The organism is Variovorax sp. KBS0712 (genome assembly GCF_006323185.2).
In the GTDB taxonomy this organism is placed as follows: domain Bacteria; phylum Pseudomonadota; class Gammaproteobacteria; order Burkholderiales; family Burkholderiaceae_C; genus Variovorax; species Variovorax boronicumulans.
In genome coordinates, this window is record NZ_VCCD02000001.1 from 221,269 (window position 1) to 236,311 (window position 15,043).

Annotated in this window: 2 protein-coding genes; both read right to left on the reverse strand. The window is 70.6% G+C overall.

Going from position 1 to position 15,043, the window contains the following annotated elements:
* Nucleotides 1-10: 10 nt before the first annotated feature.
* On the reverse strand, nt 11-1,915 hold the full coding sequence (locus FFI97_RS00935) for a TolC family protein (protein ID WP_185993530.1): 1,905 nt from the start codon (nt 1,913-1,915) through the stop codon (nt 11-13).
* Nucleotides 1,916-1,974: 59 nt separating this feature from the next.
* Entirely contained in the window at nt 1,975-14,226 is a 12,252-nt protein-coding gene (locus FFI97_RS00940; RefSeq protein ID WP_144004331.1) for a VCBS domain-containing protein, read from the reverse strand.
* Between the last annotated feature and the right edge of the window lie 817 nt (nt 14,227-15,043).

Sequence of the window (15,043 nt, forward strand, 5' to 3'; positions counted from 1 at the left end):
GGGCTCGCTTTCACTTCTGCGTCACCGTGGCGCCCGTGCGCGCGAGGCGCCGCACGTCCGTGATCACCGACAGCGTCGCCGCCTCGGCGAAGGCGCTCACGGCGCTTTCGGTCGTCACGGCCGGCACGTAGCTCGCGTAGTTCTGCGACAGCAGCTCGCGCCCGCCCGGCTCGGCCAGCGTGAGCCGCCACTGGGCGCGCGTGGTGCCGCGCTGCTGCGGCACATTGCGCTGGAAGGCCAGCGTGAGCACGAGCGCATCGGCCGACCCCGAGGACACCAGCTCGTTGCGCGTGACGATGCGCTCGACCGCGCCGCGCACCGCCGCTTCGCTCACGCCCGACGGCAGGTCGCGCACGCGCACGCTCACCGGCCGGTTGCGCACCGGAATCAGCGCCGCTTCGAGGAACACCGCCTTCTCGCCTTCGGCCATGCTCTGCTCGATGGCCTTGGCGACGGTCTTGATGTCGGTGCTGGCCACGGTGGCCGGCATCAGGTCGATGCCGACCGAGTTGAGCACCCGGCCGTACGAGGTCTGCGTGGCCGCATAGGCCGTGGCCAGCTGGAAGCGCGACACCAGCGCGCGCGCATCGACGCGCAGCGCCTCGAGCTCGCTCTCGAGCTGGTTGCTGGCACCGGCGCGCGCCACGCTGGCCATGCGCTGGTCGACGCGGCTGGATTCGGCCGCCAGCTCCTGGTCGACCACCGCCAGCTTGTAGCGCTCGGCCGACACGCGCACCTGCGTGACCACCGCCATGGTCAGCGCCAGGCGGCGGGCTTCGTCGGTCTTCTTGCGCGCGTCGTTGGTGCGGTTGATGGCCGGGATGGCCGCCAGCCGGAACAGGTCCATCGACAGGCTCACGCCCGCGTCGCTCCAGTTGCTGTTGTAGAGGAAGGAGTTGGAGTCGTAGCGCGCCCCGGCGTACAGGTTGAGGCTGGGGAACAGCGAGGCGATCTGCTTCTTGGTCTCGGCGATGCCGATGCGCGCCTTGTAGTCTTCCTCGCGCAGCTCGGCGCGGTTTTCCAGCGCGGCGACCTCGAGCTTGTCGATGTCCAGCGTGACCGGCGCGCGCCCGTCCTGCGGCCCCTCGACCAGCGTGAAGTCGACGCCCGGCGGCAGGCTCATGAGCGCGGCCAGCTCGCGCTTGGCGAACTGCATTTCCTGGCGCTTGGCGTTGACCAGCGACATCGCATCGAGCAGCGCGCGCTGGTAGGCCAGGCCCTGCGCGGGCGGCAGCACGCCGGCGCGCTCGGCCTCGCGCGACTTCTTCAACGCGTCCTCGATGCGCACGGCCAGCCGGTCGGCATCGCCGATGAGCTGCTGCGCACCGATGGCACGCCAGTAGGCGCTGCGCACGTCCTGCGCGATGTTCTGCAGGATCTTGCGGCGGCGCTCCTCCGCGATGTTGACCTCGTCGGCCGCCTGCTTGGCGCGGAAGTAGCTGATGCCGAAATCGAGCGCGTTCCACGACAGCGTGGCGCGGCCGTAGTAGTGCGAGCGCTGCTCCGAGGTCGAGGGCCGCAGGCTCACCACGCGGTCTTCGATGCCGATGCTGGTGCCGCCCGAATCGTTGCTGCGGTCGTTGTAGCCGGCATCCGCCACCAGCTTGGGCAGCATGTCGGCGGCCGACACGTCGAGCAGGCCGCGCGCCAGGGCCGACTCCATGAGCTTGAGGCGGTAGTCGGCGTTGTACTTGAGCGCGCGCGCCAGCACCTCGGAATACGTCATGGGCGTGGCGACCGCGGCCTGGTCCTTGTACAGCTGCTTCTGGTCGTGGCGCACGCGCACCACGATCTCGTCGCGCGTGAGCTGCACCGGCGTCATGCTGCAGCCGGCCAGCATCAGCGCGGCCGCCGCGGCGGTCCACGACGGGGGGAAACGAAGGGTCGACGCGGGTTGCTTGTGAATGTCGGTCATGGTGCTCGATGGGTAGGACATGGTTCGATGGCTCCGGCAGGCGTTTCTTTTTGCGTCGATCAGCTCGTGGGCACGCGCACGGTGGGCGTGGCGCGCTGCGGATGCCGCAGCAGCTCGCGCACCGCGTCGCGCTCCGCGGCGGCGACGGCCAAGCGGCTGGAGAACGAGCGCGCCGTGTCGGTGGCCACCGGCGCGGCGGCACCGGCTGGCGGCGCCGCATCGGCCTGCGCCGCCTCGGCTGACGGATGCGCCGCATCGGCGCGCGGCACCACGATGCGCCCGCCCTCGCGCGCGGGTGCTTCGGGCACTTCGGGGGGCGGCGGCTGTTGCGGCGCCGAGAAGCTGTCGAAGTCGCCGAACAGCGGGCTCGCGCCGTCGACCAGCTTGCCGGCCGTGACGCCGCGCAGCGCGAGCGTCTGCTCCACGTCGCGCACCATGCGCAGCGAGAAGGCCACGCCGTCGCGGCTCACGTGCTCGGCGTAGTCCACGCCCTGCGGCTCGCCCCACAGGTCGGTGGGACGGTCTTCGCCGAAGAGGCGGTCGCCGCCCAGCGCGCGCGCGGCGATGGCGCCCGACAGCATCTGGCTCAGGCGCTGCGATTCCTGCACCGCGATCTGCACGAACAGCGCCGGCGTCATCGACTGGTCGATGCGGCGGCTGGGGTCGCCGAAGTCCGCCGGGAACACCTGGTCGCCCGTGAGCGGCCGGTGCTGCGACGTGCCGTTGATCGTGACGACCAGCTTCGCCGTGCTGGTGCTGCCGTCGGCGTCGGTGATGACGTAGTCGAACACCTCGGTCAGCGTCTGGCCGTCGCCCAGCGAGGCCACGCGCACGTTGCTGGCGTTCACCGAATAGCTGTAGCTGCCGTCGGCGTTCAGGCGCAGGTTGCCGTAGCGGCCCGCCGTCGATCCGCCGATGGTGCCGGCCACGCCCTCGAAAGAAACACCCGTGACCGGCGTCGACGTGCTGTCGGCGCCGAGGCGGTCGGCCACGTCGTTCGCGCCCATGCCGCTGCCGCCGAACACGTTGCCGGTGGCCGTGGCGCCGGGGCGCGCGGTGCCGATGGCGGTGGCGTCGTTGCGTGCCGTGGGCACGTCGTCGATCACCAGCACGCGCAACGTGCCCTGCGTGGTGTCGCCGTCGCGGTCGGTCACCTGCAGCGCGATGTCGTCGGTGACCTGCCCGCCCGCGTGGCTCTGCGCGGCGCCCAGCACGTAGGTGTAGCGCACGGTGCCCGTGGCCGCATCGAAGCCGGTGAGCGTGATGCGCCCGCGGTCGGTGGCGATGGTGACCGGGCTGGTGCCGAGCGCGGCCAGCTGCGCCGGCGTGAGCGTGGTGCCGTGCACCGCGATGCTGCCCAGGCCGTCGGACGCGGTGACGAAGAAGCTGCCCGAGACCGTCTCGCTCGCGTCGCCCGGCTCGACCAGGCCGCGCTCGTACACGGTGGCCTGCCCGGCCGTGTCGGGGCCGTTGTTGTCGCCGATCACCAGCGTCACGCCGTCGTTGGCGCCGTGGATGGTGAGGGTCAGCGTGGCGGTGCTGGTGTCGCCGTCGTTGTCGATGATCGTGTAGCTCACCACCTCGGTCAGCGTGTCGCCCACGACCAGCGCCTGCACGCGCGGGTCGGCGTTGTTTAGCGTGTAGGTGTAGCTGCCGTCGGCGTTCAGCACGATGCGCCCGTAGGTGGTGGTGATCGGCACGCCCACCGCGCCGGCCACGCCGCCGAAGCTCACGCCCGTCACCGGCACGCCGTTGGCGTCGTCCGCGCCGATGGTGTCGTTGGCCTTCACGTCGCCGCCCACCGTGTTCGGCACGCCGTCCTCGGTGATGGCGTTGGTGTCGTTCACGGCCTCGGGCACGTCGTCCACGATGCGCACGGTGAGCGTGCCCGTGGCCGTGTCGCCGCCGGCGTCGGTCACGAGCAGCGCAATGTCTTCCGTGCTCTCGGTGGCGTTCGGCTGCGCCACCTGCCCGTCCAGCGTGTAGGTGTAGGCCAGCTCGCCCGTCGTCGGCACGCCGCCTACCGAACTGGTGGGCGTGAAGCCGGTGAGCACCAGCGTGCCGCGCGGCGTGTCGATGGTGACCGGCGTCGTGCCCAGGTTCGCCAACTCGGCCAGCGTCAGCGTGCGATTGCCCACGGTGACGCTGCGCATGCCGTCGCTCGCCGAGACCACGATGGTGCCGGTGGTGCGCTCGCGGGTGTCGGGGCCGCCGATGCCGTCGACCAGCCCGCGCTCGTGCACCTCGGCCTGCCCCGTGGCCGCGCCGTTGCCGTCCACGGCGCCGATGGCCGGGTCGCCGTCCAGGCGGCCGTGGATGGTGATCGTGAGCGTGGCGGTGCTGGTGTCGCCGTCGGCATCGGTGATCGTGTAGCGCACCGTCTCGGTCAGCTGCTCGTTGGTCTTGAGCGCGTTGACGGCGGCGTTGTCGTTGTCCAGCGTGTAGGTGTAGCTGCCGTCGGCGTTCAGCACGATGGCCCCATACGTGGTCGTGAGCGACACGCCCACCGTGCCGGCCGCGCCGCCGAAGCTCACGCCCGTCACCGGCACGCCGTTGCCGTTGTCCGCGCCGTCGCGGTCGTTGGCCTTCACGTTGCCGCTCACCGTGTCGGGCACCGCGTCCTCGGTGATGGCGGCCGTGTCGTCGGTGGCCTGCGGCGTGTCGTTCACGATGAGCACGGTGAGCGTGCCGTTGGCCACGTCGCCGTCGCGGTCGGTCACCGACAGCGCGATCTGCTCGGTCACTTCGGTCAGCACGCCGCCGGAGCGATGGCTCTGCGCAGCGCCCAGCGTGTAGGTGTAGCTGACCGCGCCGCCGGTCACGATGCCGTTGGACAGCGTGGTGCCGCTGAAGCCCGTCAGCTGGATCTGGCCGTCGGGCGTGTTGATCGTGATCGGCGCGCCCGGCGTGAGCGCCTGCAGCTGCGCCAGCGTCACCACCGTGCCGCCGACATTGATGCTGGCCACGCCATCCGCCGCAGTGATGTTGAAGCTGCTGGCGGCGCGCTCGCCCGTGTCGGTGATGCTCACCAGGCCCGACTCGAACACCGTGACCTGCCCGGTCGCCGCGCCGTTGGCGTCGGTGACGGCGATGCCCGGCAGGTCGTTGGCGCCGCGGATGGTGATCGTGAGCGTGGCGGTGCTGGTGTCGCCGTCGGCATCGGTGATCGTGTAGCGCACCTGCTCGGTCAGCGTCTCGCCGACCGACAGCGCCTGCACGCGCGCGTCGGCGTTGTTCAGCGTGTAGGTGTAGCTGCCATCGGCGTTCAGCACGATGGCGCCGTAGGTCGTGGTGATCGACGCGCCCACGGTGCCGGCCGCGCCGCCGAAGCTGACGCCCGTGACCGGCTCCACGTTGAAATCGTCCGCGCCGATGGTGTCGTTGCTCGCCACGTTGCCCGACACCGTGTTCGGCGCGGCGTCCTCGGTGATGGCGGCCGTGTCGTCGGTGGCCTGCGGCACGTCGTCCACGATGCGCACGGTGAGCGTGCCCGTGGCCGTGGCGCCGCCGGCGTCGGTCACCTGCAGGGCGATGGCTTCGGTGCTCTCGGTCGCGCCCGGCTGCGGCACCTGCGCGCGCAGCGTGTAGGTGTAGGCCAGGTTGCCCGCCGTGGGCACGCCGCCCACCGAGGCGGTGGCCGTGAAGCCCGTCAGCGTGAGCGTGCCCAGCGGCGTCGTGATGACGACCGGCGTGGTGCCCAGGTTGGCCAGCTCGGCCAGCGTCAGCGTGCGACCGCCCACGGTGACGTTCTGCAGGCCGTCGGCCGCCGACACCGTGACGACGCCGCTGCCGTTCTCGCGCGCATCGGGGCCGCCCGGACCGTCGACCAGCCCGCGCTCGTAAACCTCGGTCTGGCCCGTGGCCGCGCCGTTGCCGTCCACCGGCACGATCTCGGGGCTGGCGTCGGTGCGGCCGTGGATGGTGATCGTCAGCGTGGTGGTCGAGGTGTCGCCGTCGGCGTCGGTGAGGGTGTAGCTCACCGTGTCCGTGAGCGTCTCGCCGTCCTTCAGCGCGTTGACGCGCGGGTCGCTGTTGTCCAGCGTGTAGCTGTAGCTGCCGTCGGCGTTCAGCACGATGGAACCGTATTCCGTGTCCAGCGCGCTGCCCACGGTGCCGGCCGTGCCGCCGAAGCTCACGCCCGTCACCGGCGCGGCCGTGTCCGCGCCCTCGCGGTCGTTGGTCTTCACGTTGCCGCTCACGGGGTTCGGCGCGGTGTCTTCGGTGACGCTGTTCGTGTCGGGGTTCGCGGTGGGCACGTCGTTCACGATCAGCACCGTGAGCGTGCCGCTGGCCACGTCGCCGTCGCGGTCGGTCACGCTCAGCGCCACCGCCTCGGTCACTTCGCCCGCGCTGTGGTTCTGCGCCGAGGTCAGCGTGTAGGTGTAGCTGACCGTGCCGCCGGTCACGACGCCGTTGGGCAGCGTGGTGCCGCTGAAGCCCGTGAGGCGGATCTGGCCGTCGGGCGTGTTGATCGTGATCGGTGCGCCCGGCGTGAGTGCCTGCAGCTGCGCCAGCGTCACCATCGTGCCGCCCACGTTGATGCTCGCCACGCCGTCGGCCGCCGCGATATTGAAGCCAGCGCCCGCCGTTTCGCTCGTGTCGCCCACGCTCGTCAGGCCCGACTCGTGCACCGTCACCTGGCCGGTCGCGTTGCCGTTGGCGTCGGTCACCGTGACGCCCGGCACGTCGTTGCTGGCGCCGCGGATCGTGATGGTGATCTGCGCGATGTCGGTGCCGCCCGCGCCGTCGGAGATGACGTAGGTGAACAGGTCGGTGAGCGTCTCGCCGGCGATCAGCGCCTGCACGCGCGGGTCGGTGTTGTCCAGCGTGTAGGTGTAGCTGCCGTCGGCGTTCAGCACGATCTGGCCGTGGGTGCCGGTGAGCGCGCTACCCAGCGTGCCGGCCGTGCCGGCGCCGGCCTCGGGGCCGGTGCGGATGCTGGTGACCGTGAGCGTGGTGCTGTCTGGGTCGTGGTCGGCCTCGCCTGGAATGCGCCCGCTGATGACGTTACTGCCCACCGAGGGCGTGTCTTCGTCGATGCTGTGCGTGTCGTCGACCGCGGTCGGCGGGTCGTTCACGGCGGTGATCGTGAGCGTGCCGGTGAGCACGTTGCTGTTCAGCGGCTGCGGGCCGCCCGCGTTGCCGCCGGGCTGCACGTTGTTGCCGTCGTTGAGCACGATGGAGTAGACGCGCTCGTTGTCGGTGCCGAACGCCGTCGGGTTGTCGCTGCTGCTGCGGTAGGACAGCTGGTCGAGCACCGCCCGCACCTCGGCCACGGTGGTGTCGGCGTCGAACTGCACCACCAGCGGCGCGCCGTTGCCGCCCGAGACGCTGACGCCCGGAGGCAGCGCGCCGTTGACGAACAGCTGGTCGCCCGGCTGGTAGCCGTCCAGGCTCACGCTGAGCGAGCCCGCGCCGAACACGCCGGCGGCCAGGCCGGGCGTGGTCGCCAGGTCGAGGTCGCCGACGGTGCCGCCGCTGACCAGCGCCACGGGCGGAATGCTGACGCCGGTGCCGGTCTGGTTGTTCTCCACCGCGGTCGCGCCGGTGGTGCCGCCGATCACGGGTGCGTCGTTGCGCGGCGCGATGGTGGTCGACACGTTGCGCAGCACCGACCACTGGCTGGTGGCGTCGTTGACGGTGGCGCTGATGTCGCCACTGCCCGCCGCCACCGGCGCATCGGACACGCGCACGACCAGCCCGCCGGGCGTGCCGTTGAAGTCGGCCGCCGGCACGAAGCGCAGCTGCGCGCTGGTGGGCAGCAGCAAGGCGCTGGTGTCGGAGGCGCCCGTCGGCACGGCGAGCCAGTCGGTGCCGTTCAGGCTGTACTCCCACACACCCTGCGCGGCATTGGCGTTGTTGCCCACGATGGCGATGCCGCCGAACGAGGTCGATGCATCGCCGCCGCCGCTGATGGCCGTCTGGTTGTCGGTCGCGTCGCCGTAGCCGCCGCCCAGCAGCGTGTCGACGCGCACACCGGCACCCGTCACGTCCTCGACGCCGGCGGGCACGGTCGCGTCGGTAGCGGTGGGCCGGTCGTTCACGTTGATCACCGTGGTGCTGAGCACGATGGTGCCGGCGCTGTAGACGGTGGTGCCGCCGTTGTTGGCACCCGCCACGTTGACCGTCGAGCCCGAGGTGGGGTCGGCCGTGGCGCTGTCGTTGTTGGTGTCGGTCTCGACCAGCCGCACGGTCAGCGTGGTGGGCGTGCCGTGGAAGTTGGCGGCCGGCACGAAGCGCAGCTGCGCGTCGGCGGCCAGCACCAGGGCCGTGCCGTCGGTGCGCGCGCCGACGGGAAGCCAGGTGGTGCCGTTGTCCAGCGAGTACTGCCAGGCCCCCTGCGCGGGGTCCGGGACGTGGCCCGTGATCGCGACCCCGAAGAAGGTGTCGGACGAACTGCCGCCGGTGCCACCGTTGCCGCTGTTGTCGATCAGGTCGGCGGCGTCGTCGAAGTGCGAGCCGAACAGGGTGCCCACGGGGGAGCCGGCCGCGTTGTTGCCCACGTCCTCGGTGACGTTCGGCAGCGTCTGGGTGGTGCCGCCCACCACCACCGGCGCGTCGTTGACCGGCGCCACCGTGAAGACGAAGGTGCGCGTGGTGACCAGGCGGTTGCCGACCCCGTCCGCGTAGGCGAAGGTGCCGGTCGTGCTGTTGTCGCCAGGCGCCAGGCTGCCCGGACGCCCGCCGGTGTGGCCCTCGTCGTTGACCACCACGGTCACGGTGAAGGCGCCGTTCCAGTCGGCCGGCAGCGCGGCACCGGGGGCGTCGGGCAGCGCGATCGAGATGGCGTTGATGCGGCTGTTGATCTGCGCCAGCGTGCCGGTGATGGTGATGCTGGCGCCGCCCAACGGGCCGACCGAGCCGCCGCTGCCGCCCACGCCGTTGATGACGAAGCCCGGGGGCACCGACACCGTGGCCGTCAGCACGTCGGTGGCGGCCGCGTCCTGGTCGGTGACCGTGAGGCCGGTCAGCGTGACGCTGCCGTTGCCCTCGTCCACCGTCGGGTTGCCGGCCGCGATGTGGGCCGGGTCGTTGATCGACGACGGGAACAGCGTGCGGTAGGCCGAGGCCACGTTGGCCGTCAGCCCCGCGGGGATCAGCGCGTAGGGGTTGACGTTGGTGGTGGGCACCGCCACCGTGCCGCCGCTCGCGTTGTTGTTCTCGCCGCCGTTGGCGCCGCCCGCCAGCGCGCCGCTGCTGTTCTCGCGCAGGCGGTCGTCCACGACGACCTGCACGCGGTAGGTCTGGTCGGTGTTGGCCAGGCTGCCGCCCAGCGCCACCTGCAGGCCGTCGAGGTAGGCCTGCACCTGCGCGCGCGTGCCGCGGATGACGAGCGCGCTGCCGGTGCCGTCGAAGGTGCTGTCGATGGTCACGCCCGAGCCGGCTGCATTGCTCGAGGTGATGGTGATGGCGTCGCCGCCGCCGTCCGTGTACTGCGCCGCGCCCAGCGGCGCGCCCGTGCCGTTGGTGATGCGCACGGTGACCTGCAGGAAATCGGCTTCGCCGGGCGCGATGCCGCCGCCGTCGCCGTCGATGTCCAGGTCGCGCACGACGAAGCCCGGCACGGCCGACGGCGTGCTGCCGCCCGTCAGGTACAGCGGCGTGTTCGGGTTGGTGCCCGGCGTGAGCCCGGCCGTCGGCGCGTCGTTGACCGCCACGATGGTCAGCGCCATCGTCATGTCGGGCGGGTTGTTCGACACGCTGCCCCCGCCCGTGTCGCCGCCGATCTGCGAGCCGGTGTCGTCGAAGGAGACGGTGAGCGTCACGTCGCCGGCGTCGGCGCCGTTGAGGTCGTGGTTGACGTGGGTGGCGCTGCGGTAGGTCAGGCCCGTGGCGGCGCCGCTGGTGATCAGCTCCTGGATGTCGCTGGCGCGCCCGGTGAGCGTGAGCGCGCCGGTGTTGTCGCCGGCGATGGTCACGACGCGCCCGCTGGGCAGCGTGAAACTCGTCTGCCCGCCGGTGCCGCCGATGCCCAGCGTGCCGTTGGGCACGGTCAGTCGCAGCGTGATGGGCGTGCCGAAGGCGGCCGACTCGGGGTCGGACACCACGAAGCCCGCGCCGATGTAGGTCGGCTGGTCTTCGTAGACCGTGTGCGCGGGCGGCACGACCAGCACGCCCGGGTCGTTCTCGCTCGACGCGCGCACCAGCACCGAGGCCGCCGCGATGTTGCCCGTGATGTCGCCGGTGGTGGGCACCGTGTCGGCGTACCAGTCGTACTCGGTGGTCGGGATCGCGATGTTCGGCCCGCCCGGCACGCTCGGCTCGTTCTGCGGACCGCCGTTGGCGCCGGGCTGCAGCACGCCGGTGGCGGTGTCGCGCAGGCGGTCGTCCACGATCACCTGCAGCCGGTAGGCCTGGTCGCGGTCGGTGTCGAAGGTGAGCGTCAGGCCGGCCAGCGCGGCGTTCACCTGGGCGCGCGTGCCGCGCAGCGTGAGGAAGTCGCCGTTGCCGTTCTTGTCGGCGTCGACGGTCACGCCGCCCATCGAGCTCGAGCCGATGGTGGCGCCCGCGTAGGCTGCGGCATTCAGCGGGTTGCCGTTGGCGTCCAGCAGCCGCACCGTCACCTGGACGAAGTCGGTCTCGCCCTGGATCACCGCGTCCAGGTCGGTGTCGCCCACGTGGAAGCCGGGCACGGGGTTGTGCGCCGGGTTGCTGCTGTCGATGTCGATCGGCCCGGCCGGCGCGGTCACCGTGGGCGCGTCGTTCAGCGGCGTGACGTAGATCCAGAACTGGCCGCCGGCCTGTTCCTTGTCGCCGTCGCTCAGCGTGAAGGTGAAGCGGTCGCTCGGCGGATCGCCGTTGGCTTCGGTATGGCCGTCGGATTCGTCACCCGAATTGAAATAGTAGATGCGCCCGGCGTTCACGTCGGCCTGCGTGAACGAGGAGCCCACGCCCAGCGCCACGAAGTTGACGCCGTCGGTCGAGTACATGACGCGCCCGTGCGTGGTGACGGAGGTGATCGTGTACTGCAGCTGCGTGAGCGTGCTGTCGGGGTCGAAGGCCCTGAGCATGCCCGGCGTGATCTGGCCGCGCCCGCCCTCGGCCACGGTCAGCGGCTGGTTGGCGGTGCCGGGCGGGTCGGGCTGCGTCGGGTCGGGCGCGATCACCGGCGCGTCGTTGACGTTGGTGATCTGGATGCCGACGGTGACGGGGTTCGACGCGGCACCCCAGCGGTCCACGGCATGCACGTTGAACTGGGTGGTGCGCACCTCGGAGCCGTCGCTCACGAAGCGCAGGCCCGTGGTGCCGGCGCTGCCGGTGATGAGCGACGCATCGATGCGCTGCCCGACGGTCACGGCCACCCAGGCGGCGCCGTTCCAGTACTGCAGCTGGCCGCCGGTGGGCAGGCTGTCGAACTCGAACTGCATCGCGCCCGGCCCGCTGCCGGCGTTGTTGAAGGCGTAGTTCGGGTCGCCGTTCAGCAGCGTGGCCGAGCCTTCGAGGTAGCTTTCGCTCGCGGCGTCGTCGGCATCGACGACGCGGATCTGGCCGGTCGTGAGGTAGGCGGTCTCGCCTTCGCGGATGACCGTGTTCGACGAACCGGTGGCCACGGGCACGTCGTTGACCGGCGTGATGAAGAACGAGAAGCTGGTGTTCCAGACGTTGCGCACGCCGCCGACGGCGACGCCGGCCGTCACCGAGAGCGACACGGCCGACTCGAAGTCTTCCACGTCGCCGTCGTGCTGGAAGCGGATGCGCCCGGCATTCAGGTCTTCCTGCGTGAAGGTCTCGTAGGTGTCGATGTCGACCCAGGCCGCGCCGTCGAAGCGCTGCAGCACGCCGTTGCGCACCGGCCCCGTGGTGCCGGTGTAGTCGGTGACCGTGTAGATCACCTGCGACGGCGGCACGCCTTCGACCACGTAGCTCAGGCCCGGCACGGTGTTGAAGTCGGAGCCGGTGCCGCCCAGCACCACCGAGCCGCCTTCGCTGAGCGTGCCGCGCGTGGCGCCGTTCTGGTCGGTGCCCGCGTGGTTGGAGCCCGAGGTGGTGACGGTGCCGTCGATGGTCTGCAGCGGATCGCCGTTGCCCGCCGGGGTTTCGACGAGGTTGATCGTGAACTCGTAGGTCTTCAGCGTGCCGTCGGGGTTGCGGTCGGCGCCCTCGCGGATCACGGTGTTGCCGTTCGCGTCCCAGGTCGGGCCAAGCGTGTTGTCGACCACCTGGAAGCTGAAGGTGTCGGTGTCGCCCGCCGCCGCGCCCTGCGTCTGCACGTACTGCACGCGGCCCGAACGCACGTCCTCCATGGTGAAGGTGCCGCCCGGCGGCAGGATCTTCCCGTCCAGCAGCAGGTAGCCCTGGTTCAGGCCGTTCATCGAGGTGACGGCGAAGGTCAGGTTGTCGTCGCTCGAATCGACGTCGGTCGCGCCGAGCATGCCGGGCGTGAGCGTCACGGTGTAGCCACCGCCCGCCGGATCGACGGTCGCCTCGAGCGTGCTGCCGGGGTCGAGCACCGGGTCGTCGTTGGCCGGGCGCACGTTGATGGCGATGGTGCCCGAGGTGGACGACGGCGTGCCCGTGCCGCCGCCGGCGTCGCTCACCGTGACGCCGAAGCCGTCGGTGAACGGGTAGCTCTGTCCGTTGTTGTCGCGCTGGCCGTTGTTGCCGTAGGTGAGGCCGCCGCGGTCGTCGTAGCCGAACACGAAGCCGGCGTCGATGTCGGCCTGCGTGATCGCGCGGTTGGTGACGTTCTGGGGCACGCCGCCGATCAGCACCGTGCCCGTGAAGTACAGCGTGCCGTCGGTGGGCAGGCTGGTCAGCCGCACCGTGAGGTCGCCGCTGGCGTCGTCGCCGCCGCCGTCGGCGACGATGAAGTTGCCCACCACCGAGGCCGGGTTGCCGCTGGTATCGATGGCGTTGGGCGGCTGCCCTTCGAAGACGCTGCCCCCGCCCGAGACCACGGGCGGCTGGTTCAGCGGCGTGACGTTCAGCGTGATGGTGGCGTGGTCGGAGCCGGCCAGCGGCGTGGCGCCGTCGTTGACCACGATGACGAAGCTGTCGTCCAGGTTCTGGTCCGCGCCGGTGGCCGTGTGCACGTAGGCGACGCGGCCCGCGAGCACGTCGGCCTGCGTGAAGACCGAACCCACGCCGATGCGTTCGCCGTTGAGCGTGAGGTAGCCGTGCGTGGTGTTGGTCGCGATGCCGTAGACGATCTGGCCGGTGTTCTGCGAACCGATCGTCACCTCGGGGTCGACGGCGTCGAGCGTGGTGCCGGTCAGCAGCGTGGTGCCGCCCTCGGAGACCGTCTGCGCCGCGTCGGCCACCGTGGTCGGGTCGTTCGACGGCGTGATCGTCACGTCGAGCGCGCGGTTGGCGGTGAGCGCCGGCGTTTCCGAATCGGTGATCGACACCAGGATGCGCGTGGTGGCCGTGGCGTTGCCCAGCTCGGTGTCGGCGGCGGTGAACACCAGCTGGTTGATCCAGGCGTTGGCGTCGGCCACGCTGCCGACGAAGCGGTAGCCGCCGGGCACGGTGGTGACGCCGCTCATGCTGGCGCTGGACAGCGCGCCCAGCGCGGGGTTCTCGACGGTCACGTCGACCGTGACGTTGCCCGCGCCGTCGTCGGTGAACGTCCAGCCGCTGAGCGTGGCGCGGTCGGCGCCCGGCGCGTTGAGCGTGCTGGGCTCGCTGACCGTGATGCGCGGCGTGGTCGTCGAAACGGTCGGCGCGGCCAGCAGGCCGTCGTAGTCGGTGGCGGCGAAGGCGCGCGACTCGATGAGGCCGGTCGCGACTTCGAGCGACCAGTCGCCCCGGCGCGACGCCGCGCCGGTGGCGTCGTTCGACGCTGCAACGTCCGCGCCGGTCGCACGGCTCAGGGCCTGCGCGAACTGCTGCCCGTCGGCCCCCACGTCGCACCCGTAGAGCAGGATGTCGCCGTTCACGTCGAGGCTCGCACCGATCGCCTGCCAGGCGCCGGCCGACTGCGCCAGGCTGGCGACACCGAGCGTCTCGTTGCCCAGCGTGATCTCGCCCGCGCTGCCGTGGCTGAGGATGTGCAGCGCCGTGAGGCCGCTGCGCCCTTCGAGCGCCTGGCGCAGCTGCTCGACGCCGGACGAGCCGGTGTCCAGCAGGATCGGGCCGGCGCCCTGCGGCACCGAGGCCGCGAGCTGCTGCCAATTGGCAACGTTCTTGTCGACCACGTAGACCTCGCCGGACGAGGCCGGGGCCGGGCCAGGCGCGGATCGCGCGTCCGCTTCGGGCGTGCTGTCGCGCCCATGCGGCACGGCAACGGGCGCTGGCGCGTCGGCGGCATGCGGCGCATCCCCGTGCGGGCCCTGCGGCGCGTCCGCCGGTGCCGCCGCGGCGGCCTCCACAAAAGCGGCGCCATCAAATAGCTGCCGGCTTTCCAGCGCAAATCGATGCGCGCGTGGGCGAAGGAATTGGGGCGATTGAGACCTTGGCATGGCTCAAAGTGTGACGACAAATATGCAAATGTGTCCACCATTAACGTTCTATCTTTTCGAGCCAATACCGTCAAAAAATCGCAAAAACAACGGCTTCCTTTGCTTCTCCTCTCAATTTGAAATTAATTGTTACCCGCTCATAGTGAGCCATTCGCCGGCTCATATGTGAGGCATATCCATCGCCGTATTCCTCTCCGCACAAGGCGATCCTCTCTCGACAGCAAGGCGATCGAAGCCTTTGCAAATTTCGCCCGATTTAATTACCAGATTTATTTCCGATTTTCAACTACGGGATTCCGTAGAAAATCGGGGCGGGAATTCCCTATTCCTTGATGGCAAAGAACTCGCTCGTCATGAATGGCGCGCCAACGCCTCAATTCATCGCAACCGATTCACAACTGAAAGAGCATGTGCATGCCATCCTGCAATGAGAACCTTTGCCATAAGAATTAATTGATGCAATGCACAAGCCACGGGTTCGGCGGCAATTCGATCGACCGGGAACCTGGCCCCGTCCGGCCATGTCCTGCCGGCTGCCGCGCGCTGCGAGGAGCGGGTCTGCGGCACGGGGTTGTAACCATGTGCGTGACCGCTGAAGAGGCACGACAGGCCGCTCGGCCGACTCCGGAAATGGACCGCAGCGCGCCTTCAGGAAACTTCGCGCGGCCTCGTCGCCTCGATGTAATTCGAAAGAATCAACAACATCCGCTTGCAGATGCGAGGCCGG